Source organism: Novosphingobium sp. (assembly GCF_036733805.1).
Classification (GTDB): Bacteria; Pseudomonadota; Alphaproteobacteria; order Sphingomonadales; family Sphingomonadaceae; genus Novosphingobium.
In genome coordinates this window covers 1-20,967 of sequence record NZ_DAIMZT010000040.1, presented here as the reverse complement: position 1 = coordinate 20,967, position 20,967 = coordinate 1, and the positions used below count along the sequence as shown (strand labels likewise).

Annotated in this window: 22 protein-coding genes; 10 read left to right on the top strand and 12 right to left on the bottom strand. The window is 61.5% G+C overall.

Going from position 1 to position 20,967, the window contains the following annotated elements; all coding sequences use genetic code 11:
* Nucleotides 1-88: 88 nt before the first annotated feature.
* Nucleotides 89-1,075 (top strand): quinolinate synthase NadA, encoded by a 987-nt coding sequence (nadA, locus tag V7D69_RS10610; protein WP_324064546.1) that lies wholly within the window; start codon nucleotides 89-91, stop codon nucleotides 1,073-1,075.
* A gap of 156 nt (nucleotides 1,076-1,231) precedes the next feature.
* On the opposite strand, the gene V7D69_RS10605 is transcribed toward nadA, so the two are convergent.
* The 7 genes from V7D69_RS10605 to lptB all read right to left on the bottom strand — a co-directional run bounded on the left by V7D69_RS10605 (nucleotide 1,232) and on the right by lptB (nucleotide 7,276).
* The gene (locus tag V7D69_RS10605) at nucleotides 1,232-1,780 is read right to left on the bottom strand and encodes a pseudouridine synthase (protein ID WP_324064547.1); all 549 of its coding nucleotides are present in this window, start codon (nucleotides 1,778-1,780) and stop codon (nucleotides 1,232-1,234) included.
* Nucleotides 1,781-1,784: 4 nt separating this feature from the next.
* Nucleotides 1,785-2,675 carry a DMT family transporter gene (locus V7D69_RS10600; RefSeq protein ID WP_324064548.1) on the bottom strand — a complete coding sequence of 297 codons (891 nt, stop codon included), beginning with the start codon at nucleotides 2,673-2,675 and terminating at the stop codon, nucleotides 1,785-1,787.
* Between the two features lie 91 nt (nucleotides 2,676-2,766).
* On the bottom strand, nucleotides 2,767-2,934 hold the full coding sequence (locus V7D69_RS10595) for a hypothetical protein (protein WP_324064549.1): 168 nt from the start codon (nucleotides 2,932-2,934) through the stop codon (nucleotides 2,767-2,769).
* Nucleotides 2,935-3,011: 77 nt separating this feature from the next.
* The gene (locus tag V7D69_RS10590) at nucleotides 3,012-3,188 is read right to left on the bottom strand and encodes a DUF465 domain-containing protein (RefSeq protein WP_324064550.1); all 177 of its coding nucleotides are present in this window, start codon (nucleotides 3,186-3,188) and stop codon (nucleotides 3,012-3,014) included.
* Nucleotides 3,189-3,473: 285 nt separating this feature from the next.
* Entirely contained in the window at nucleotides 3,474-4,868 is a 1,395-nt protein-coding gene (locus V7D69_RS10585) for a glycosyltransferase (RefSeq protein WP_333605769.1), read from the bottom strand.
* Nucleotides 4,869-4,943: 75 nt separating this feature from the next.
* Nucleotides 4,944-6,455, bottom strand: a complete 1,512-nt coding sequence (gene rpoN, locus V7D69_RS10580) for an RNA polymerase factor sigma-54 (RefSeq protein WP_324064552.1) — start codon at nucleotides 6,453-6,455, stop codon at nucleotides 4,944-4,946.
* A gap of 26 nt (nucleotides 6,456-6,481) precedes the next feature.
* Nucleotides 6,482-7,276, bottom strand: coding sequence for an LPS export ABC transporter ATP-binding protein (gene lptB / locus V7D69_RS10575; protein WP_324064553.1), 795 nt, complete (start codon nucleotides 7,274-7,276; stop codon nucleotides 6,482-6,484).
* Between the two features lie 196 nt (nucleotides 7,277-7,472).
* Between lptB and V7D69_RS10570 the strand changes: the two genes are divergently transcribed.
* Together V7D69_RS10570 and V7D69_RS10565 are read left to right on the top strand one after the other, a co-directional pair.
* Entirely contained in the window at nucleotides 7,473-7,868 is a 396-nt protein-coding gene (locus tag V7D69_RS10570; RefSeq protein WP_324064554.1) for a hypothetical protein, read from the top strand.
* Nucleotides 7,869-7,967: 99 nt separating this feature from the next.
* Nucleotides 7,968-9,314, top strand: coding sequence for a TldD/PmbA family protein (locus V7D69_RS10565; RefSeq protein ID WP_324064555.1), 1,347 nt, complete (start codon nucleotides 7,968-7,970; stop codon nucleotides 9,312-9,314).
* A 31-nt stretch (nucleotides 9,315-9,345) separates the two neighbouring features.
* Here the strand turns inward: V7D69_RS10565 and V7D69_RS10560 are convergent, their stop codons facing one another.
* Entirely contained in the window at nucleotides 9,346-9,819 is a 474-nt protein-coding gene (locus V7D69_RS10560) for a monooxygenase family protein (RefSeq protein WP_324064556.1), read from the bottom strand.
* Nucleotides 9,820-9,874: 55 nt separating this feature from the next.
* On the opposite strand from V7D69_RS10560, the gene V7D69_RS10555 reads away from it, so the two are divergent.
* The 5 genes from V7D69_RS10555 to V7D69_RS10535 all read left to right on the top strand — a co-directional run bounded on the left by V7D69_RS10555 (nucleotide 9,875) and on the right by V7D69_RS10535 (nucleotide 13,575).
* Nucleotides 9,875-10,429, top strand: coding sequence for a TetR/AcrR family transcriptional regulator (locus V7D69_RS10555; protein WP_324064557.1), 555 nt, complete (start codon nucleotides 9,875-9,877; stop codon nucleotides 10,427-10,429).
* A gap of 33 nt (nucleotides 10,430-10,462) precedes the next feature.
* Nucleotides 10,463-10,879, top strand: a complete 417-nt coding sequence (locus V7D69_RS10550) for a secondary thiamine-phosphate synthase enzyme YjbQ (RefSeq protein ID WP_333605768.1) — start codon at nucleotides 10,463-10,465, stop codon at nucleotides 10,877-10,879.
* A gap of 37 nt (nucleotides 10,880-10,916) precedes the next feature.
* Nucleotides 10,917-11,759, top strand: a complete 843-nt coding sequence (locus V7D69_RS10545; RefSeq protein WP_324064496.1) for a cytochrome b/b6 domain-containing protein — start codon at nucleotides 10,917-10,919, stop codon at nucleotides 11,757-11,759.
* Nucleotides 11,756-12,520 (top strand): molybdopterin-dependent oxidoreductase, encoded by a 765-nt coding sequence (locus V7D69_RS10540; RefSeq protein WP_333605767.1) that lies wholly within the window; start codon nucleotides 11,756-11,758, stop codon nucleotides 12,518-12,520. The genes V7D69_RS10545 and V7D69_RS10540 overlap by 4 nt, the downstream gene beginning before the upstream one ends.
* Before the next feature lie 95 nt (nucleotides 12,521-12,615).
* Nucleotides 12,616-13,575 (top strand): ABC transporter ATP-binding protein, encoded by a 960-nt coding sequence (locus V7D69_RS10535; RefSeq protein WP_333605766.1) that lies wholly within the window; start codon nucleotides 12,616-12,618, stop codon nucleotides 13,573-13,575.
* 154 nt (nucleotides 13,576-13,729) lie between these two features.
* On the opposite strand, the gene V7D69_RS10530 is transcribed toward V7D69_RS10535, so the two are convergent.
* Genes V7D69_RS10530 through V7D69_RS10520 form a run of 3 tightly spaced genes read right to left on the bottom strand, consistent with a single transcriptional unit; the run spans nucleotide 13,730 to nucleotide 16,616 of the window.
* Nucleotides 13,730-14,608, bottom strand: coding sequence for a hypothetical protein (locus tag V7D69_RS10530; protein WP_333605765.1), 879 nt, complete (start codon nucleotides 14,606-14,608; stop codon nucleotides 13,730-13,732).
* Nucleotides 14,605-15,678, bottom strand: coding sequence for a DGQHR domain-containing protein (locus V7D69_RS10525; RefSeq protein WP_333605764.1), 1,074 nt, complete (start codon nucleotides 15,676-15,678; stop codon nucleotides 14,605-14,607). The genes V7D69_RS10530 and V7D69_RS10525 overlap by 4 nt, the downstream gene beginning before the upstream one ends.
* A gap of 8 nt (nucleotides 15,679-15,686) precedes the next feature.
* Nucleotides 15,687-16,616 carry a DNA-methyltransferase gene (locus V7D69_RS10520; protein WP_333605763.1) on the bottom strand — a complete coding sequence of 310 codons (930 nt, stop codon included), beginning with the start codon at nucleotides 16,614-16,616 and terminating at the stop codon, nucleotides 15,687-15,689.
* Between the two features lie 216 nt (nucleotides 16,617-16,832).
* On the opposite strand from V7D69_RS10520, the gene nadB reads away from it, so the two are divergent.
* Nucleotides 16,833-18,434, top strand: coding sequence for an L-aspartate oxidase (nadB, locus tag V7D69_RS10515; protein ID WP_333605762.1), 1,602 nt, complete (start codon nucleotides 16,833-16,835; stop codon nucleotides 18,432-18,434).
* A gap of 4 nt (nucleotides 18,435-18,438) precedes the next feature.
* Here nadB and V7D69_RS10510 read toward each other — a convergent pair whose 3' ends face one another.
* Nucleotides 18,439-18,684 carry a GlsB/YeaQ/YmgE family stress response membrane protein gene (locus V7D69_RS10510; protein WP_324061085.1) on the bottom strand — a complete coding sequence of 82 codons (246 nt, stop codon included), beginning with the start codon at nucleotides 18,682-18,684 and terminating at the stop codon, nucleotides 18,439-18,441.
* A gap of 680 nt (nucleotides 18,685-19,364) precedes the next feature.
* Between V7D69_RS10510 and V7D69_RS10505 the strand changes: the two genes are divergently transcribed.
* Nucleotides 19,365-20,967 (top strand): ribonucleoside-diphosphate reductase subunit alpha (locus tag V7D69_RS10505; protein WP_442947051.1); only part of this gene is annotated, 1,603 nt, incomplete at its 3' end.

Here is a 20,967-nt window from a genome sequence, read left to right as displayed (position 1 = left end):
AATTTCCCCTTGGGTCCTGCGCACGGCCTCCCTAGATAGGCCGCAAATCCGACGCATGCGCCGGAGCGCAGGACAAAAGGGAAATGCCATGACCGTTATACCCGCCGACCTTTCCGGCATTGACGTGCGCGCCGAGATCGAGCGGCTGCGCAAGGAGCGCAATGCGGTCATCCTCGCCCATTACTACCAGAAACCCGAATTGCAGGACCTCGCCGATTTCGTGGGCGACAGTCTGGAACTGAGCCGCAAAGCGGCGGCGACCAACGCGGACGTGATCGCCTTCTGCGGCGTCAAGTTCATGGCCGATACCGCCAAGATCCTGAGCCCCGAAAAGATCGTCGTCCTGCCTGATCTGGAGGCCGGCTGCAGCCTGGAGGATTCCTGCCCACCGGAAAAGTTCAAGGCGTTCCGAGAGGCGCATCCCGATCATATCGCGCTGACTTACATCAATTGCTCGACCGAGGTGAAAGCACTGTCCGACGTGATCGTCACCAGTTCCAGCGCCGAGACGATCCTGCAGCAAATCCCGAAGGACCAGAAGATCATCTTCGGCCCCGACCGGCACCTGGGCGGTTATCTCTCCCGCAAATTCAATCGCGACATGCTGCTCTGGCCCGGCGTATGCATCGTCCACGAAGCCTTCAGTGAGACCGAGCTGATGAAGCTCAAGGCCCAACACCCGAACGCACCGATCGCGGCGCACCCGGAATGCCCGCCGCATATCATAGACCACGCGGATTACGTCGGATCGACCAGCGGCATCCTGAAGTATGCCATGGAGATGCCGGGCGATACCCTGATCGTCGCCACTGAGCCGCACATCATTCACCAGATGCAGCTTGCCCTCCCCGGCAAGACCTTCATTGGCGCGCCCGGCGCGGATGGCAACTGCAACTGCAATATCTGCCCGTACATGGCGCTCAATACCATGGAAAAGCTGTATCTTGCCTTGCGTAACTTGCAGCCGAGAGTGGAGATAGAGGAAGGGCTGAGGCTGGCAGCCAAGAAAAGCCTTGACCGCATGCTGGAAATGGCGAGCGGGAGCGTCGGCAAGGGGGATCTGGGTGCGCGGTGAGCGACGCATCGGAGCCCGAGCGGATCGCCCGCATCCCAAACGCCAGCCGCAAGCCGTGTTTGAAGCGACTGGCCCTCGTCCTTGGCCGAATCGAACTCGAACTCCATGCTGTGCGACTATGTGAATCACATATGGCCGGAAGTTAAAAGATGTCTATCACACCGGCAGTTCGCGCCACTCCCCCGGTGCCAGGCCGTCCAGCGTCCAGTCCCCAACAGACCAGCGCACCAACCGCAGCGTGGGGTGCCCGACGGCCGCTGTCATTCGGCGGACCTGGCGATTGCGGCCTTCGCGGATGGCCAGGCGCAACCAGGTGTCAGGCACGGACTTGCGAAAGCGTACCGGCGGATCGCGCGGCCAGAGCTGCGGGTCCGCAATCAGCGCGCATTCGGCGGGCCGGGTTAGCCCATCCTTGAGTGTCACGCCTTTGCGCAAGGCTTCCAGCGCGACTGCGCCAGGCTCACCTTCAACCTGCACCAGATAAGTCTTGGCCATCTTGAATTTCGGATCGGCGATGCGTGCCTGGAGGCGGCCGTCATCCGTAAGCAGAAGCAAGCCCTCGCTGTCCCGGTCAAGCCGGCCGGCCGGATAGACGCCGGGTACCTCGATGAAGTCCGAAAGTGTGGACCGCGGACTTGGCGACCGCGTATCGGTGAACTGGGACAAGACATCGTAAGGCTTGTTGAAGAGGATCAGCCGCGCCATCGGCTTACTTGCCCCCGGCCCTTGCCAAGACGAGCGCGCCCGCAAGCAGAGCCATGCCGTTCAGATCCGCGGCCGACAGCTCCTCCCTGAAAACCACCCAACCGGCCAGGGCCGAAATCGCGGGCTGGGTCAGCAGCGCCAGGCCGATCACCAGGGGCGGAAAATGCCGCAGCGAATAGATCAGTCCGCCCTGCCCCACCAATTGACTCGTCAGGGCCAGCACCAGCAGTGGCGTCCAGTTATGAGGAACGATCGCCTCACCCCGCAGCCAGGCGAGAGCGAAAACAATGGGAATGCTGGCAAACATGGAATGGAGCAGCAGCGAATAATTGCCCAGTCGTTCGCGCACGGAGCCCAGCGTGAGGATGTAGATCGCATAAAGAACACCAGCGAGCAGGCAGAAGAGGTCTCCGGCAAGATGAGTACGGCTGATCTCCAGCGACCCGCTCATCAGCAAGGCGGCGCCGGTCAGCGAGGCCAGGATCGCCAGGACTTCCAGCAAGCGCGGCGAGCGCCGAGCCGCGAAAAGTCCCCAGATCATAAGGATCAAGCTGCCTGAATTGCCGAACACCGAAGCATTGCCCAGCTTGGTCCGCTCAATGCCGATATGCCAGGCGGCCAGGTCCAGCCCAAAGGCGATCCCACCACCCAGCACCGCAAGCAGCGCTGTTCCCGCGATCCGGCGTTGCCTCGCAGGTTCACGCAAGGCCAGCAGGACGATCACCGGCAAGGCCAGGGTCAGCCGCCAGAAGCCCGCTGCGACGGGGCCGGTGTCGGCAAGACGGACCAGCATCGGCCCCAGCGCCAGCGCCACGTTGGCCAGGAGCAGGGCCACCAGATAGCGGGCGGTCCAGTCATAAACGGGGCGTTCAGGGAAGGTGATCGCGCTGGTCATGATCGGGCCCTAGCGTTATTCCGGTTGTGGTTGAACCGGAATGACGCTGGGATTTCTGAGTCCTCCACGTCCGCGGGTCATCGCACGCGCGTCAATCGTGGCAGGCGCCAGCCCGCTCCGCCCCTTCGCGATCGACCCGCGTCTTCCACCAGGACCACGCCACGCCCCCAGAAATCAGCGCGAGGGTGCCGACCTGTCCGGCAAAGGCCAGCCAGAACCAGGCCGGGGTGCCCAGCCAGTCGGCAAACAGGATATCCATAAGGTTTTCTCGTCCCGAGAATGCGGGTGCGCCGGCGCTTCGGAGGGGGACCGCGCGCCGGCGCGAGGGCTACAGGCTTATTGCGTCAGCGGCCGGGGGAATAGCAGCCGAGCCAGCCTGCCCCTCATCCGCGATTTCCGAGCCTTCAGCATGGCGATCTCAAGTGGATCGGCGAAGCGCCTTTCCCTGGCTTTAGCGAGCAGCACATCGAGCTTCTGGTAACGCTCAAGCAAACGAAACATGCGTTCGGTCATTTTCAATTCCCTGTCGAACGGGGTTGGTCCGATCGGGAATGCCGATGCAAATGCTCGCAAAGCCGAAGCTTTCCAGGCGTCCTGTGAATGGCGTTCCGCCAGGATCCTGCATCGGGCATCACCCGATGCGGTCCGACATCACGAGGCGCGATCCCTGCCGGAAATACCGACCGGTTCGCGCCGCGCCAGAGGGGCCCGGCCCGCAGATCCTTTTTAAGACCGATTCGGTCTTGTTTCAACCCCTGTCCGAGTTGCCGGGTATCCCGTCGCCGAATTTCCCGCCGCTCAGGCCGCTGCGGCGAGGTGCGACTTGCTCAACAGAGCAAGCAGCGAGATGTTATTGAAGAACCACATCCGCTGAAGTTCCAGCCCACTGTATTTGCGCAGTGTGTTGGCGAAAGTGTATGGTGTGTACCAGACGTTGTGGTCGGGGTGAACGCCTTCCAGGAACGTCTCGGTCTCGGGCAGGTAATCGAAGTGACGGGCCCGGCACTGGAACGCGTCCGGCACGGAGATCAGGAACAGCGAAGCGTCGACCGCTTCGATCTGTGCAAGGAAGCCGGCGACGTCGGAAACGTGCTCCATGACTTCAGGCACCAGCACCACGTCATAACGGCCGATGACCTGAGAAAAATCCGTGAACAGATCGCCCTTCACGTAAGGACGCAGCGCTTCCAGCGCCTCTCCATGCGGATCAAGCCCGTCAAGCTGTGCGCAATGGCTCTCCAGCGCAACGTGAAGCGAAGTGCGCGGATCCGTGATCGGCCAGTCCGCGCAGCCGACATGGAGCACACGCTGGCCGGCGCAAAGCCCGCTCAGCACGTCCAGGCGGCCCAGATGCGCGAGTTCTGTGCTGACCGGCACGCGTTGCAGGAAATAAGGCGCGTGAATCCGTTCGAGTGGCGAAGGGGCCGCAGCGGTCGGCTCGGACGGGGTTGCCGATGCAGGGCGCTGTGCCGGCTCGGCCGAAGCTGTCTGCGCCGGGTGCGCCAGGGCGGTCACTTTGGAAATGTCGGCCTCATGCAACCTGTCATAGCTCTTGAGCGTCGAGCCCCAAAGCTGATGGGCATAGATCGGATCGTCGCCTTCATAAGTCACGCCGGTGAAATGGCGCGGAATGAAATAATGGCTCGGGTAAATGCGCAGCGCCGTATACTGAAACTTGCGATAGCATTCGGTCAGCCGCATCGGCCCCACCGTCTTCCACGCCAACTCCTCCACGACCGAAGGGGAAGCGGCAATATCCTCTATGATCCGCTTCACAAAGGAATTGCCGGCGCCGCAGCCGAAATAGCCGGCGGCGATCAGGCCGGGACGCGCGATCTCACTTTCCCAGCAGGCGAACGCCTCGCAATCCAGCAGCGCGTCGTCAAGCGGACGGGCGCAGATCGAATCCGCGTCGAACACGACGCCGCCATGTTCGTGCAGGATTTCCCAACGCATCATGTCGGCCACGCCGTTAAATTCACGCTTGCGCATCTGTGCAATGTGATGCGCGTTGATCCAGTCGCGGCCCTCAAGTTCGGCATTGCCCCAAAGGTGGAATTGCCATTCGGGGTGCGCGGCGCGCCAGCTGTCGATGCAGTTGTCCGGACGCTTGCCCTCGTCGCCGACCCAGATGAAATGGAAGATCTTCGGTATCATAGTCTTGGCCCCGCGGCCGGCTTTGCCGACCTTCATTGCCGAAATCTAAAGCGGCGCGGTGAACCAAGCCCGAAGGACTGATACGGGTATTTTCGTAGTTCAGGCCCCGGCTCAGCGCACGCCGGCCAATGCCTTCTGCCTTCGGCGCTGCACCGAACTGCCCAGCCCGATCGCCTCTCGGTATTTAGCGACAGTGCGGCGGGCGAGTTCGAAGCCCTTTTCCTTGAGCAATTCGACCAGCGCGTCGTCCGAAAGGATGGCCTTGGGGTCTTCCGCATCGATCAACTGGCGGATCGCGGCCTTGACTGCTTCGGCCGAAGCGCCGCCTTCGCCATCGGCGGAAGCTACTCCGGAACTGAAGAAATACTTCAATTCATAAGTGCCGCGCGGGCAATTCAAGAACTTGTTCGAGGTGACGCGGCTGACTGTCGATTCATGCATGCCGATCGCCTCTGCGACAGCGCGCAAGGTCAGCGGCTTCAAGTGCGAAACGCCATGGCGGAAGAAGCCGTCCTGCTGCTTCACCAGTTCGGTCGCGACTTTCAGGATAGTGCGCTGGCGTTGGTCCAGGGCCTTTATCAGCCAGTTGGCGTCAGCCAGCTTTTCAGAAAGCCAGGCGCGCGAAGCCTTGTCATCGCAGGAACCCTTCAGTTCCACGTAATAGCCGCGATTGACGATCAGGCGCGGCACTGTCGCCTGGTTGAGCGCGATGTCCCAGCCGCCGTCAATGCGCGGCGTCACCAGAACGTCAGGCGTCACCGCGCCGCTCGGCTCTCCGCCATAGCGCAGGCCCGGCTTGGGATCGTAGCCGCGCAGCTCCGCCAGCATGTCGGCGAAATCCTCATCATCGACACCGCACATCCGCTTCAGCCGCACGAACTCGCCTCGTGCGACAAGATCGAGATTGTCGATCAACCGGGCCATGCAGGGATCGTAGCGGTCAGCATCCTTCGCCTGAAGGGCTATGCATTCGGACAGGCTACGCGCGCCGACGCCAGTGGGATCGAGCGACTGGACCAGAGCCAGCGCCTGCTCGACCTCACCCTCTTCCACGTCAATATCGTCGGCAATCTCGGAGATCGTCGCGGGAAGGTATCCCGCCTCGTCAAGCTGGCCGATGATGTAGCGCGCGATCCCGGCCAGTCTGGCATCGCCGGCGACTGCGCCGATCTGCGCCGCCAGATGTTGCGTCAGGGTTTCGCCACCGCCGGCGCGATCCTCGATGCCAGGGGCGTCGTCGCTGGCGGGACCGCGCAAATCGGCGCCCCAGAGCGCATCGTCCAACACACGCTGGCCGTCGCCGGTATCACGCTCCCGGTCCAGCGCAGCAGCGTCAATATCAAGCGGACGGTCATCCTCAGCCCGCCCTTCCCCGATAAGCTGATCGACCGGGGAGCCTTCCAGCGTGGTGCGCCGGCCTTCCTCAGGCATATCCACGAAATCGGCAACCGGGTCAGCCGCCCGCGCGCTGACGTCAAGTAGAGGATTGGCGTCAAGCGACGCGCCGATGAATGCCTCTATTTCCAGATTGGACAGCGCCAGCAGCTTGATCGCTTGCTGCAGCTGCGGCGTCATGACCAGCGATTGGCTTTGCCTGAGGTCCAGGCGTGGCCCCAGCACCATTCGTTACATACCCCCCGCGTCCGGCCTCACAATGTGAAACCCTCACCCAGGTAGAGGCGGCGCACGTTTTCGTCAGCGACGAGCGCTTCGGGGCTGCCGGCGAAAAGCACCTGGCCCCCGTAGATGATGCAAGCGCGATCAACGATGTCCAGCGTTTCGCGCACGTTGTGATCGGTGATGAGCACGCCGATGCCGCGCGTTTTCAAGTCTCTCACCAAATCGCGGATGTCAGCGATCGAAAGGGGGTCAATACCGGCAAAAGGCTCATCCAATAGCATGATCGACGGCTTGGCGGCCAAGGCACGGGCGATTTCGCAGCGTCGCCGCTCACCGCCCGAGAGCGCCATCGCCGGGCTGGAACGCAGACGGCTGAGGCCGAACTCGTCAAGCAGGCGTTCCAGCTCTTCCTGGCGCACCTGTTTGTCGGGCTCATTAAGTTCAAGCACCGCGCCGATGTTCTGCTCCACCGTCATTCCACGGAAGATAGAGGTTTCTTGCGGCAGATAGCCCAAGCCCAGGATCGCGCGGCGGTACATGGGCAGGCGGGTAACGTCGATGCCGTCCATCAGAATGCGGCCTGAATCCGGTCGGACCAGCCCCATGATCGAATAGAAGCAGGTCGTCTTACCGGCGCCGTTCGGCCCCAACAGGCCCAGCACCTCGCCCTTCGCGACGGAAAGCGAGATATCGGTCAGCACGGCGCGCTTGTCATAACTTTTGGCGATCGAAATGACTTCGAGCCCACCCCGTTCGGCAACTAGCGCCGCAGCTGCGGCGGCGGCGGCCTTCCGTTCCTGCGAAAGATCAGTCGTTTCCGTCATCCTGGCGGGGTTTACGCAGCCAACCCGGCAACGGCAACCGGCATTTCCGCTTTGCACGCGTGTTTTGGCAGGTTTCGTGCATGACCGCAGGCGGCAGCCCGTCGCCATGCTTGCGAAAAACGGAACTCCACTTGATCCAGATGCATTTAGATGATTAAGTCGCCGGCAAAGCATCGGACGAGGGGAGAATCGCCTGATGGATAATAATGCGAAACGGGCCGCAATTCCTGAAAATCCTGTGCTCGATGGAGGACAACGCGCCATGGTGGACTGGCGCCGCAAGATGAGCGATCATATCGCTTATGCCCTGCTGATCTACACGGCATTGCAGATCTTCGTGACGATCGGCGCGCTTAAGGCCAGCGGCTCCTCGCTCCTGCCCTATCTTGCCCTCGTCATTCTCGTCGTCGCCATCATCCCCGCCTGCCGCCGTTTCGAGTCGCGCTGGAACCGGCTGACGGACGAACAAGCGCATGATCCCTCGCTGGCGCGTTATTACCGGCGCGACCGCCTTCTGCTCTGGGTGCTCGCCATCGGGCTGCCTTTCGGCCTGACCGGGCTGTTCAAGCTGCTGAGCCTGGCCTTCACCTGATCCGCACCGAAGCAACTCGCGTTTGCCCTTCGCCTGCGCGGCGACTAGGGCGGGCGGCGCGTACCGTTGCGGGCGCGGACGACAGGAGTTGCGATTCACATGCTCAGTCCGAAACAGGCCAGCGATCGCGCCCATGATCTGGTCGAACGCGCACGCCGCGCAGGGGCCGACGCCGCCGACGCGGTTTATGGCGCCAATTCTTCGGAAGGCATCCAGATCCGGCTCGGCAAGCTGGAAGACGTGGAGCGGTCCGAAAGCGAGCACATCGCGCTGCGTGTGTTCATCGGGCACCGTTCGGCCAGCATCGGTTCCTCCGATCTTTCCCCGCAGGCGCTCGACGAGCTGGCGGCCCGGGCGATCGACATGGCGCGCGCCGCGCCTGAGGACAGCTACGCCGGCTTGGCGCCCGAAGAGCTGGTGGCGAAGGGCCCTTGGCCGAACCTCGATCTCACAGACGATCAAGGACCCATCCCTCAAGCCTTGCGCGCCATGGCAGAAGAAGCGGAAGAGGCGGCCCGCGCCGTCGCCGGCGTGACCAACTCCGACGGCGCATCCGCAAGTGCCGGCGCGGGCGTTTTCGCCCTCGCAACCAGCCACGGGTTTGCCGACGGATACGAATCCACCAGCCGGTCGCTCAGCGTCTCTGTCGTTGGCGGCGAAGGCGCGGGCAAGCAGCGCGATAATGCCTGGCGCTCGGCGCATCATGGGTCCGACTTGCCGCCGCCGGCGGAGATCGGCCGCCTTGCCGGGGAGCGCACCGTCGCCCGCCTGGGTTCGGGCCGGATGAAGAGTGGCGCAATGCCAGTGGTTTTCGACCCGCGCGTCGCCGGCACCTTGGTGGGACATGCGATCGGCGCCATGTCCGGCAGCGCTATCGCGCGCCGCTCCAGCTTCCTGTTGGACAAGCTGGGCGAACGCGTCTTTGCGCCGGAGATCACGGTAGTGGAAGATCCTCTCGCACCGCGCGGGTTGCGCTCTCGCCCGTTCGACGGCGAAGGGCTGGCAACGTGCCGCCGGAACCTTATCGAGGACGGCCGCATCACCGGATGGCTGCTCGATTCCGCGTCCGCCCGCCAGCTCTCCATGCACCCGAGCGGTCACGCCGCCCGTCACGGCGGCGGCGCGCCGGGCGTGTCAGTGGGCAATGTCCATCTCGTCGCCGGATCGCTTTCCCCCGCCGAACTGATGGCCGACATCAAAGAGGGCGTCTATGTGACCGAGTTGATCGGCCAGGGCGTCAACGGTATCACCGGCGATTACAGCCGAGGTGCGATCGGCTTTCGCATTGTCGATGGCATGATCGCGGGCCCGGTCTCCGAATTTACCGTGGCCGGCAATCTTCTCTCTATGCTCGCACGCCTTACCCCCGCCAACGATCTGGAATGGTATCGAGCGATCAATGTGCCGACCGTTCGGGTTGAAGGGATGACCGTAGCGGGCGATTAAGGGCGGACGGGACTTCCCTGGGTTCGCTCCGTCATGCAACATGCGCTTCGGCATGAACCTTAAGTCGTTGGCGCGCGGAGAGCAGGGTGCCCACCGGCTCAACCACGGGAGCGAATTGGCCAAGCCCCAAGCGCTGCCCCGGAAGATTCACGTAAATCGCCTCTATGCCTTGGGCGCCATAGGTTTCGTGCCAGAAGCCCGCGCCTTGCGGGTCCCTGGTGAAGTCGCGCCACCAATCACTGTGCGGCATGCTGCGGGTAAAGCGTTCCAAGCTTGGCAAATCGCGCCAGTATTGGCGAAATCCGATATGATTCCACGCGAACATCATCTGTTCGTGCGCCAGCAACCCTTCGGGCGGGTTCCGGCGGATTTGGCTCAGCCCGCGGCCGATGCGCAGCATAGCCGGAAACGCACGCAGGCGGCGCAGCTTGAAGCCCAGGATGATAACCGTGAGTTCGGGATAGGCGGACAGGTCGACAGTTTCACGCAAGGTAGTGCTTTGCATCGCGAATCTCCTTGTTTACAATGTACACATAAATGAAGTTTACGGTGTAAACAAGATGACTGAGAAGCAATCGGCTGCTGGCCTGCGCGCAAAGCTGATAGACGCGGCGATACGGCTGCTTGACGAGGAAGGAGAAGCGGCCCTCACGCTACGCATGCTGGCGCGCGAAACCGGCGTATCGGCTATGGCGCCCTATCGTCATTTCGCTGACAAGGCCGCCTTGTTGCGCGCCGTGGCTGAAGCGGGTTTCGCGGCGCTGACCAAGGCGCTGGAGGAGGCCGACCGCACTGCCGACGCCCGCTCGGCCTTGATCGCACAGGGCATGACCTATTACCGGTTCGCGCAAGGCCGCCCGGCGCTGTTCCGCCTTATGTTCGCCGGGCGCGCTTTGTGCGAGCCACCGTCGAGGGAAGATGCCGATGCCTTCGCGGTCCTGCTGCGCCGTGTGTCCGGCATGGCGAAGGGTGATCCCGGCGTCGCGGCCCTCGCGGCGTGGAGCGCGGTGCACGGGCTGGCGACGCTGGCGCTGGACGGCAGGATCAAGGCGGATGAAGAGCAAGCGCGCGCGGCGCTGGCGCTGGTGGCGGACGGCATCGTCGCCGGCGGTTGAAACCCGCGCGGCAAGAGATCAGGATGCGCGGCGATGAGACAAGAGTCCGTTGTCCTTTCCTTCGAAACCCCCGGTCGCGGTTTTACCGAGATCACGCAGGCCGTGGCCGATTGGCTGGACCAGACGGGCATCACCCAGGGATTGCTGACACTCCTGTGCCGCCACACTTCGGCCTCGTTGCTGATTCAGGAGAATGCCGCACCTGCGGTGCGCACCGATCTTGCCGCCTGGCTGGATTGCCTGGCGCCCGAGGGGAGGCATTACCGGCATGACGATGAAGGGCCGGACGACATGCCCGCACATCTCAAGGCCACGCTCACTGGCGTGAACCTTCAAATCCCGGTGATCGGCGGGCGCATGGCGCTGGGCTCTTGGCAGGGAATCTATCTTGCGGAGCATCGCGCAATGCCGCACCATCGGCAGATCGCGGCGCACCTGATCGGCGAATAGCCTGTCGGACGGGGGAACGGACATGGAGCAGACCGGCATGCGATCGGAACCGGGCGCGCCCACCGGCGGCGAACTGGTCAGGCGCCATCGGCTCTCGACCCGCCTGTGGCACTGGATCAATGCCGTTACGCTCCTGGTCATGCTGATGAGTGGGCTGATGATCTTCAACGCGCATCCGCGCCTTTACTGGGGCCAATACGGCGCGAATTACGATAAGCCCTGGCTGATGATCGGATCGGCCCGTACCGGGCCGGCCGAGTTCGGCTATCTTCAGATCGGCAGCACCCGGATCGAAACCACCGGCATGCTCGGCCTCTGGCAGGATCGGGACGGAAAGGCGCAGCGGCACGCCTTTCCGTGGTGGGCGACGATCCCCTCCCGTTACAATCTGGCCGTGGCGCGGATCTGGCACCTCGCCTTCGCCTGGATGCTCGCACTGGGCCTGCTGCTTTACCTGCTCTGGTCGCTCGTCAACGGGCATCTGCGGCGAGACATCCACATCACCCGCGCCGAGTGGCGTCCCCGGCAGATCTGGCGCGACATCGGGGAGCACGCCCGCCTGCGCTTCCCCACGGGGGCGGCGGCGCTGCGGTACAATGTGCTTCAGAAGATCGCTTATGCCGGCGTGCTCTTCGTGCTGCTGCCCCTGATGATCCTGACCGGCCTCGCCATGTCGCCCGGCACCGATGCCTGGCTGCCACTGGTCACGGAGGGCTTTGGCGGCCGCCAGTCTGCGCGCTCCGTGCATTTCATCTGTGCCTGGCTGCTGGTGCTGTTCTTCCTTGTCCATATCGCGATGGTGCTGTTGGCGGGGCCGGTGAACGAAGTGCGCTCGATGATAACCGGGCGCTATCGCCTGCCCAGGGAGAAGCGGGCATGAGCCGCCTGATCCTTTCGCGCCGCAAACTGATCGGCGCGGGCGCGGCGGGGGCCGGGAGCCTGCTGCTTTCCGGCTGCGACAAGCTGTTCGAAAACCCGGCCTTCCGCCAGACGCTGGAGGGCGCGGAAAATCTCCATCGCGTCACGCAGCGGGCGCTGGGACGCGATGCGCTGGCCGCGGAGTTCAGCGCGGCGGAAATGTCGCCGGTGTTCCGCGCCAATGGCAGCCGCGAAGTGGCCGATCCGGGATATCGCCGGCATCTGGCGCAAGGTTTCGCGGGGTGGTCACTGCGCGTGGACGGGCTGGTCGATAGACCGACCGATCTCCCCCTCGCCGCGATCAAGGCGTTTCCCCAACGCACGCAGATCACCCGGCACGATTGCGTGGAAGGCTGGAGCGCGATCGGCCAGTGGACCGGGCCACGCCTTGGCGCCCTCCTCGATCTGGCGCGGCTTCGCCCACAGGTGCGCTACGTCGTCTTTCATTGCGCCGATCTCTATCTCGGCCGTCCCTATTACGAATCGATCGACCTGGTCGACGCGTTCCACCCCCAGACGATCCTGGCCTGGGCCATGAACGGAAAGCCGCTGGAGGAAGCGCACGGCGCGCCGCTGCGCCTGCGGGTCGAGCGTCAGCTGGGCTACAAGCACGCCAAATTCGTCACCCGCATCGAAGCGGTGGCCGCGCTGGAGGGCATTCACGGCGGCAAGGGCGGCTATTGGGAGGATAACGGCGCTTACGCCTGGTACGCCGGGATTTGATTCCGGTTGAAGGCCGTGCTGAACGATCCTCCCCGCCCGGTAAATCGAAGCGAACCCTTTACCTCAGGGCAAACCTGCCGCAAATGCGCAAGGCCATGAACACCGCCTCCCAGCCCACGCCCGCCATCTCCATCCGCGACCTCGTCAAGCGTTACGCTCCCGCCGGCAGCGGAGAGGGCAAGCTGGCGCTCAAGGGGGTGTCGTTCGATGTGCCCGAAGGCGGCATCTTCGGCCTGCTGGGCCCGAACGGGGCAGGCAAGTCGACACTTATCAACATCCTCGCCGGGCTGGTGATGAAAACCTCGGGCAAGGTCGATATCTGGGGCTTTGACATCGATCGCGACCAGCGCAACGCCAAGCGCTCGATCGGCATCGTGCCGCAAGAAATCGTCTTCGATCCGTTCTTCACCCCGTTCGAAGTGCTGGAGAACCAGGGCGGCCTTTACGGCATCGCAAAGCACTTGCGCCGCAGCGAGGACCTGCTGCGCGCCGTGCATCTTTCAGACAAACGCAATGCCTATGCGCGCACGCTTTCCGGCGGGATGAAGCGGCGTCTGCTGATCGCCAAGGCAATGGTGCATCAACCGCCCGTGCTGGTGCTTGACGAGCCGACCGCCGGCGTCGACGTGGAACTGCGCCGCCAGCTCTGGGAACTGGTCGCCGAGATGAACCGCGAAGGAGTGACGGTCGTCCTCACCACGCATTACCTCGAGGAGGCGGAGGAACTGTGCGACCGCATCGCCATCATCAATCACGGTGAACTGATCGCCAACAAGCCCACGCGCGAACTGGTCGGCATGGCGCGCGAAAAGATCATCGTCCTCACGCTCGACCGCGATCTCGCCGACCTGCCTAGCCACCCCGGCTTCCTGAAATGCGAAAAGGCGGGCGAGCGGATCCTGCAGATCACTTACGACAAGGACCGCAGCAACGCGGGAGAAATCCTCTCGGCCGTGCAGGCCCAGGGCTTCGCGATCATCGACGTGACCACGCGAGAGGCCGACCTGGAGGATGTTTTCGTAACGCTTACGAGCCAGGCCCGGGCAGCGGCTTAGCGCCTAAACAACGTCGTTCCGCTGGCCAGACACCGTTCCCAGAACCTGCCATTCCCGGAGGTTGACGCAATCTAGCCCAAAGGGTCGAGGCTAGGACTTTCCTGACAGTCGGCTCTGGAGATCGAAGCCGACCCTCCATGCTGCCGGGGGCTACTCACCCTAACAGATCAACCGGCGATGCGTTACGCGCCAAGATTGGCGAAACTGATTCCGGCAGCACACCACATTGACCGCATAATGCGATAAGTCGCGGCTTCACAAAGCCGAACACTTCAACGAGAGCATTCACTGTTGTCGAGTGAAGCGCACCGGCTTCTTCCAGTCGCCCATGTTGAATAACAATGTTAGCCGCTACCGCAGAAAAATCGTCAAGCCAACTCCACGCCACAGAGTCGTAGAATATCATATTCCGAAAAGCAGAATTCTTCTCGTTTGCAACTTGCTTCATCGCGTCCACTGATGCCTGCTCGTCAGGTGGGCATGATGTGACGTTGCACAAACGCTTTATCAATGACCAAGCGTCACTTTGGGATAGCTGTTTCGGCTGAGGCTTGAGAACGCGTACTGGATCCTCGACATCTTTATTTTCTTTTCTGAACGCCTTCCGATCCTGCTCCCGACCGAACTCGGGACGAAAGTCGATCAGTACCGTGCGCCCCTGCACTCCATAGCTCAGCACTCCATATAATGCGGAGATCAGCCGAGTGCCCAATAACGCCGCGTGGTAGATGTCCACGACTGCCCAAGTCATCGCACCTCCGGTGACGTGCGAGCGCACATTGTGTACGACATGGAAGAATTTGGAGGCACATATCAATGTGTCCCGGACTAAGTTCATGTCTCGCGCTGGCAGTGAGATAATCGTATTATGTTCTTTTCCCAATTCCTCCCAGTTTGCTTCAATAAAAACTGCAACTTCACTTGTATCTCTGGTAGCATCGAACTCGAATGGCGTAGTTACACCGATGCTCTTTATGAGCTCATCTGTAGACCTGAGACGGACACAGTCATACGCTGCCTCCCAACTTTTCACAGTCTGATCTTAGCCTTTGAGATGTTGGTGCGTGAACGATTGAAATCGGTACGGAAATCAGATGCAGCTTCCATTTCGGCCTTATTGCCGGACCCATACGAGTCCCAAGCAGAAAATTCAAAATGCTTCACGCCCTTCAAAGTGGCCTCAATATCCTCAATCTTAAAACCACCATGTTCGGAAAGAGTTAGGGTAAAAATCTCATCGAACATGTTCAACATCGCTCCGAACCCGATCGTTCTAAAGAAAATATTGTCAGCTTTCGCCCATTGATCGGGGTAGATTTTTTTCAAAGCTGAGAAATAGTTTCCGATAATGCCTTTCTGCTCGGGGAGGGTGTAAACTTTAAGCGCCCCTCGATCCGGGTGCACCAAAGGAGCGATCTTCCGAACAAAGTTCGTTATCGAAACCTTTCCTTTGCTTGGCGATTGTGTCACCACAATCCTATTGTACAGCGCCGATTTTTCGTCTCTGCGCAGTTCGTTAGCAATTTCAGCTGCCCGTTCATTAGCGACGTCTGCTGGCTTCTTCCGGTTGGGCAGATGGGAAAGCAAATCGTACACAAGAGAGGTAGGGACCCCTTTTGCCTCTCTGTTGATCGTGATGAATTGCTCGATTTGGAATTCCTGATCGACGCCCTCAAATGCAAAAACGCAGAGTTCAATATCGACTTCGGCCGACGCTTCGTGGGAGCCGGCTATCCGGTGCTGGCCATCGATCACCCATCCGATGTCAGTTCCTTTCGGAATCGTAAGTCTGCCGGATTGTTCATCATATTCCGCCTTGTCCAGTGAGATTAGCACACTGTTTGGTACGGGCCTTCCGGACTTGATATGGTTTGCGACGGCTTCAACTCTCGCTTGAGACAACACGCGCTGATAGCCGCGATCCTCCGTCTCCGAGCGTCGATTAATGGAAACCATCGGCCACAATTCCGATGCCTTCATATTGAAGACGTAAAATCTGCTGTCACCTTGCACCACACGCAAAGCGGGAACCGTCCTCGGGGCGGTGAGGGCGCCTTGCTTCACGCCGGTATGCTTGGCCGGCTTCTTGGGAGACTTAGCCATATAGGCTCCTATTCTTGAAAAGCGAAGTGATCGGGCCGTTGAGCAACAGCCGCACGCTCGCTTGGTTGGTAAATATCACGATCAAGCGGCCGGATCGCGAGTTTCCCTGATCGAAGGGCCTCAAACCTGTCTAACGCGATATGGCAATATTCCGCCGAGGTATCCGAGCCGAGGTAGCGACGACCTTCAAGGGCGGCAGCAATCCCGCTTGAACCAGATCCCGAAAACGGGTCAAAAACCAAGCCATCAGCCCGCGCGAGCGCGCGAACCAAACGCTGCGCCAGTGCGACAGGGAATTGGCAGGGGTGAGCTGTCTTCTCGCAGTGGTTTGCCTTCACGTTCGGTATTTCCCAGACGTCAGATGGGTTCTTACCTTGGGGATGGCCGCTGAATTCACCCTTGTTTGGTCCCTTGTAGTGGCGTTTTCCAGGATATTTCTGCGGTACCCTGACGGCGTCCAAATCGAAATAGCTGTCTGACCCCTTCCCGTACCACATGATCGTCTCATGGCGTCCGCTGAAGCGCTTCTTCGCATGCGTCCCGTGGCCGAAGTGCCATATGATTCGATTGCGGAGGGCGATTTCAGTCTGCTCACGGAAAACTTCATAGATTGCGAAATCTAAAGGGAGTATTGATGCCTTTCCAACGTGATTGCCAACTTGCCAGCAGAAGTTTCCACCTTCCTTAACAATCCGAACTGTATCCCCAGAAATATTTCGGATGTCTTCATAAAAATCGTCCAATTCATAGGATCTATCATATTCCTTACCCATAAAATAGGGTGGAGAAGTCACAAAAAGATCTACAGATTTTGATGGAATTTCACGCATCAACTCTTCGCATGGTCCGTTATAGATAACAAATTCGGACCCGGCCGCCGAGGCCGCAATGGCCTCATCAACGCAGGTCGTCAGAACTGATTTTGGGATACCGGTCATACGGTGACGGATCCAACATATGGATCCATTTCGCAAGCCCTAAGTGGTTTTCACGGGCAGCCATAATGGCACTGTTCAACTGCCCACTGAATAGCAGCTCGCACAGTGTGTTTGCCCCGAACCGGACAGTCCGCTACCGGCCCACTTCCTGCCCACTCCCCCACCCCCTCACGTCAAAATCTTGCGGTCCTTGTCATAGCTAGGCAAGGAAGCGTGATGGAATCGCATGCAGATCACGCAAGGACCTTTGACGTCGTCATCATCGGCTCGGGCGCGGCCGGGCTTACGGCGGCGCTTGCGCTGGGCGAGACGCTGAAGGTGGCGGTGCTGGCCAAGGGTGGGCTGACGGGCGGGTCCACCGCCTGGGCGCAAGGCGGCATCGCCGCGGTGCTGGATGAGGGCGACACGTTCGAGGAGCACATTCGCGACACCGTGATCGCGGGCGCCGGCCTCAACCGCCGCGAAACGGTCGAGCTTGTGGTCGAGCGCGCGCCGCATGCGATCCGGCGGCTGGTCGACCTGGGCGTGCCTTTCAATACTGAGGGCAACGCGCTTCACCTCACGCGTGAGGGCGGACATTCGCATCGCCGCATCGTCCATGTGAATGACGCCACGGGCCACGCGGTGCAGCAAGCGCTGCTGCGCGCCGCGGAGGCGAACCCGAACATCACGCTGCTGCCCGGCCGCTCCTGCATCGACCTCATCACCGGCCGACACGAGCAGCGCTATTCGGGCTCCGGCCGGGTCTGGGGCGTCTATGCGCTGAATGAGGAAACCGGCCACGTCGAGGCTTTCACCGCGCGGGCCACCGTGCTGGCGACCGGCGGGGCGGGCCGCGTCTATCAGTTCAGCACGGCGCCGCGCGGCGCCACGGGAGACGGCATCTCGATGGCCTGGCGCGCCGGCGCACGCGTTTCCAACATGGAAATGATGCAGTTCCACCCGACCTGCCTCTATAATCTGGAGGTCAAGAACTTCCTCATCACTGAGGCCGTGCGCGGCGAAGGCGGGCGGCTGGTGAACCCGCGCACCGGCAAGCGCTTCATGGCGTTCTATGATCCCGATCGGATGGAGCTGGCCCCGCGCGATGTGGTCGCCCGCGCGATCGACGCCGAGATCAAGCGCTTCGGCCTCGATTACGTCCACCTCGACATCAGCCACCAGCCCGAAGCCTTTGTGAAGGAGCACTTCCCGAACATTTACGAGAAGCTGCTGACGCTGGGCATCGACATGACGCGCGAGCCGATCCCGGTCGTCCCCGCACAGCACTATACGTGCGGCGGCGTCGTGATCGACCTGGACGGACGGACTGACCTGCCCGGCCTTTATGCGGCGGGCGAATGTACGGAAAGCGGCCTGCACGGCGCCAATCGTCTGGCATCCAACTCGCTGCTGGAATGCTTCGTCTTCGGCGAGGCGGCGGCCGCGCACATTCTTTCGCACTGGACCGCTTTCGATGCACCGCCATCGGTCATGCCCTGGGACGAAAGCCGGGTGAGCGAGCCGGACGAGGAAGTCGTCATCAAGCAGAACTGGACCGAGATCCGCCGCTTCATGTGGAATTACGTGGGCATCGTGCGCACCACGAAGCGGCTGGAACGCGCCATGCACCGCATCCAGCTGCTCAATACAGAGGTGGAGGAATATTACCGCCACTTCCGCGTTTCGACCGACCTGATCGAGCTGCGCAACCTGCTCCAATCGGCCGACCTCATCGTTCGCTCCGCACTCAAGCGGCACGAGAGCCGGGGCCTGCATTATACGCTCAATTTTCCGCAGACCGATGACGAGCCGGTCGATACGATCCTGGTGCCCTGAACCCCTAACGACCGATGTGCAACAGGTGGCCGATGAAAATCAGCAGCATGGCGCCCAGCACCGAAGCGATGCAGCCGCCGCGATGAAATTCCTCCCGCCCGCGCGAGGTGACCAGGCCCGCCACCAGCGAGCCACCGATGCCGAGCAGGATCGTCGCGATCCAGCTCATATGCACACCGCCGGGATAGAAGAAGCGCGCCAGAACGCCGATGATGAGGCCGCTGACGATGGCGCCGATGATATTGAACATGAGGCTGATCTCCCTCTCGCGCTGTGATGGACCTATATAGCCGATATGCGCCGCAGACTCTTGCAGTGGTATGTATCACAAGAAATTGCACGCACGGTTCTGCCGATGACAGAGCGGGTCGACATACGGCATGGGGATCAAAACGTTTCAAAGGCGGCCCTAGCATCTTGACTCTGGCCGAAAAAGGACTCGGCTTGTCGCAAGCACGATTCGTTTCGTCGGCAATTTATGTGGAAAAATTTTTGGTCGGCAAAGGCGATTTAGCCTCTTGCGCCTTCGATGGGTGAAGGAGTTCCCACGCGTCGCGAATGGTGAGCGGGCGCCCACCCCCTAATTCGCCCGCCAGATCGGACCGGCCTCCCCTCTTGCGTCGTTACGTAGAACGGGCACTATGGGTTGTGGCGGGTCGATCGCCGGGCCTCAATACCTAGGAGCAGCAAGGATCAGGCAGGGTCCTTGCCACAAGGCTCAGGGAACTTGAGAAAGGCCGGGTAGCGACACGGCAAAAGGTCGGACAGGGGGTCAGGCGGAACGTGATCGTTCTCTTTTTGTGCTGGTTCTGGTAGACGGAAAGCTTGTTGCTTCGTCGACTCGCTCCGGCACCGCTGGGCCCGTCTTGATTGTGATATCGCCGTGAGGCGGTTTGATGACGTTTTTTTTGAGCATTCGGGGGGCGCAACGTGGATTTCAGGAACGCAGGCGACGGTCACGTGAACAGCTACGACACGGGCCATTCCGGCGGGGAGCAAGTCGAAATGGACGGACTCTATGCCGCGGCCGCGCGCGAAGAGGCTCGGCGCGAAACCGCCGTGAACGAAAAGGAGACGGGCAAAAGCCCGGCAATCGCCATGGACAAGACCGATGTCGCAACGGGTGATCTGGTGGATATGAACGATGCGCCGAAAAAGGCGCAGAAAAAGGCGGGGGCAACCGATTCCAAGACGATCCACGATCGTCGCTTCGATATCGCCACCAATGCCGATCGCGATGCGCTTCTTACCGATTTCGGCAAGGAAACGCTGGACGATCGCTACCTGCTGCCCGGAGAGAAGTACCAGGACCTCTTCGCCCGTGTCGCCGATGCCTATGCCGACGATCAGGAACATGCGCAGCGGCTTTACGACTATATCTCGAAGCTGTGGTTCATGCCGGCGACGCCTGTGCTCTCGAACGGCGGCACCGGGCGGGGCCTGCCCATCTCATGCTATCTGAACTCGGTGGATGACAGCCTGGAGGGCATCGTCGCCACCTGGAACGAGAACGTCTGGCTCGCCAGCCGGGGCGGCGGCATCGGCACGTATTGGGGCGCGGTGCGCGGCATCGGCGAGCCGGTCGGCCTCAACGGCAAGACCAGCGGCATCATCCCCTTCGTCCGCGTGATGGACAGCCTGACGCTCGCCATCTCGCAGGGCTCGCTGCGCCGCGGCTCGGCCGCCTGCTATCTCGACATCTCGCACCCCGAGATCGAGGAGTTCCTGGAGATCCGCAAGCCCTCGGGCGATTTCAACCGCAAGGCGCTCAACCTGCATCACGGCGTCCTGGTGACGGATGAATTCATGCGGGCCGTGCGCGATGGGGCCGAGTTCGAACTGAAAAGCCCGCGCGACGGCTCGGTGCGCGGCAAGGTGGACGCGCGCGCGCTGTTCCAGAAGCTGGTCGAAGTGCGCCTCGCCACCGGAGAGCCTTACATCGTCTTCTCCGATACCGTGAACCGCATGATGCCAAAGCATCACCGCGATCTCGGCCTCAAGGTTTCAACCTCGAACTTGTGCTCGGAAATCACGCTGCCTACTGGCCGCGACCATTTGGGCCACGATCGCACCGCAGTCTGCTGCCTTTCCTCGCTCAACCTCGAAACCTGGGAAGAATGGCGGGGCGACAAGCGCTTTGTCGAGGACGTGCTGCGCTTCCTGGACAACGTACTGCAGGATTATATCGACCGCGCGCCGGACGAGATGGCGCGAGCTAAATATTCAGCGATGCGCGAACGCTCGGTCGGCATGGGCGTTATGGGCTTCCACTCTTATCTGCAGCAGAAGGGCATCGCTTTCGAAAGCGCGATGGCCAAGGCGCTCAACCTGCAGATGTTCCAGCATATCGCGGCCAAGGCGGACGAAGCATCGCTCCTGCTCGCGCAGGAGCGCGGGGCCTGCCCGGACGCAGCCGAAATGGGCGTGATGCAGCGTTTCTCCTGCAAGATGGCGATCGCGCCCACTGCCTCGATCAGCATCATCTGCGGCGGCACCAGCGCCTGCATCGAGCCGATCCCGGCCAACATCTACA

Bases quoted from the DNA above. Each gene is read 5' to 3' on its own strand.
- V7D69_RS10585 (WP_333605769.1), bottom strand. From the start codon at position 4,868: ATGAAGGTCGGCAAAGCCGGCCGCGGGGCCAAGACTATGATACCGAAG.
- V7D69_RS10600 (WP_324064548.1), bottom strand. From the start codon at position 2,675: ATGACCAGCGCGATCACCTTCCCTGAACGCCCCGTTTATGACTGGACC.
- V7D69_RS10545 (WP_324064496.1), top strand. From the start codon at position 10,917: ATGCGATCGGAACCGGGCGCGCCCACCGGCGGCGAACTGGTCAGGCGC.
- lptB (WP_324064553.1), bottom strand. From the start codon at position 7,276: ATGACGGAAACGACTGATCTTTCGCAGGAACGGAAGGCCGCCGCCGCC.
- V7D69_RS10535 (WP_333605766.1), top strand. From the start codon at position 12,616: ATGAACACCGCCTCCCAGCCCACGCCCGCCATCTCCATCCGCGACCTC.
- V7D69_RS10560 (WP_324064556.1), bottom strand. From the start codon at position 9,819: ATGCAAAGCACTACCTTGCGTGAAACTGTCGACCTGTCCGCCTATCCC.
- V7D69_RS10555 (WP_324064557.1), top strand. From the start codon at position 9,875: ATGACTGAGAAGCAATCGGCTGCTGGCCTGCGCGCAAAGCTGATAGAC.
- V7D69_RS10550 (WP_333605768.1), top strand. From the start codon at position 10,463: ATGAGACAAGAGTCCGTTGTCCTTTCCTTCGAAACCCCCGGTCGCGGT.
- nadB (WP_333605762.1), top strand. From the start codon at position 16,833: ATGGAATCGCATGCAGATCACGCAAGGACCTTTGACGTCGTCATCATC.
- V7D69_RS10570 (WP_324064554.1), top strand. From the start codon at position 7,473: ATGGATAATAATGCGAAACGGGCCGCAATTCCTGAAAATCCTGTGCTC.
- rpoN (WP_324064552.1), bottom strand. From the start codon at position 6,455: ATGGTGCTGGGGCCACGCCTGGACCTCAGGCAAAGCCAATCGCTGGTC.
- nadA (WP_324064546.1), top strand. From the start codon at position 89: ATGACCGTTATACCCGCCGACCTTTCCGGCATTGACGTGCGCGCCGAG.
- V7D69_RS10595 (WP_324064549.1), bottom strand. From the start codon at position 2,934: ATGGATATCCTGTTTGCCGACTGGCTGGGCACCCCGGCCTGGTTCTGG.
- V7D69_RS10520 (WP_333605763.1), bottom strand. From the start codon at position 16,616: ATGACCGGTATCCCAAAATCAGTTCTGACGACCTGCGTTGATGAGGCC.
- V7D69_RS10590 (WP_324064550.1), bottom strand. From the start codon at position 3,188: ATGACCGAACGCATGTTTCGTTTGCTTGAGCGTTACCAGAAGCTCGAT.
- V7D69_RS10605 (WP_324064547.1), bottom strand. From the start codon at position 1,780: ATGGCGCGGCTGATCCTCTTCAACAAGCCTTACGATGTCTTGTCCCAG.
- V7D69_RS10540 (WP_333605767.1), top strand. From the start codon at position 11,756: ATGAGCCGCCTGATCCTTTCGCGCCGCAAACTGATCGGCGCGGGCGCG.
- V7D69_RS10525 (WP_333605764.1), bottom strand. From the start codon at position 15,678: ATGGCTAAGTCTCCCAAGAAGCCGGCCAAGCATACCGGCGTGAAGCAA.
- V7D69_RS10565 (WP_324064555.1), top strand. From the start codon at position 7,968: ATGCTCAGTCCGAAACAGGCCAGCGATCGCGCCCATGATCTGGTCGAA.
- V7D69_RS10510 (WP_324061085.1), bottom strand. From the start codon at position 18,684: ATGTTCAATATCATCGGCGCCATCGTCAGCGGCCTCATCATCGGCGTT.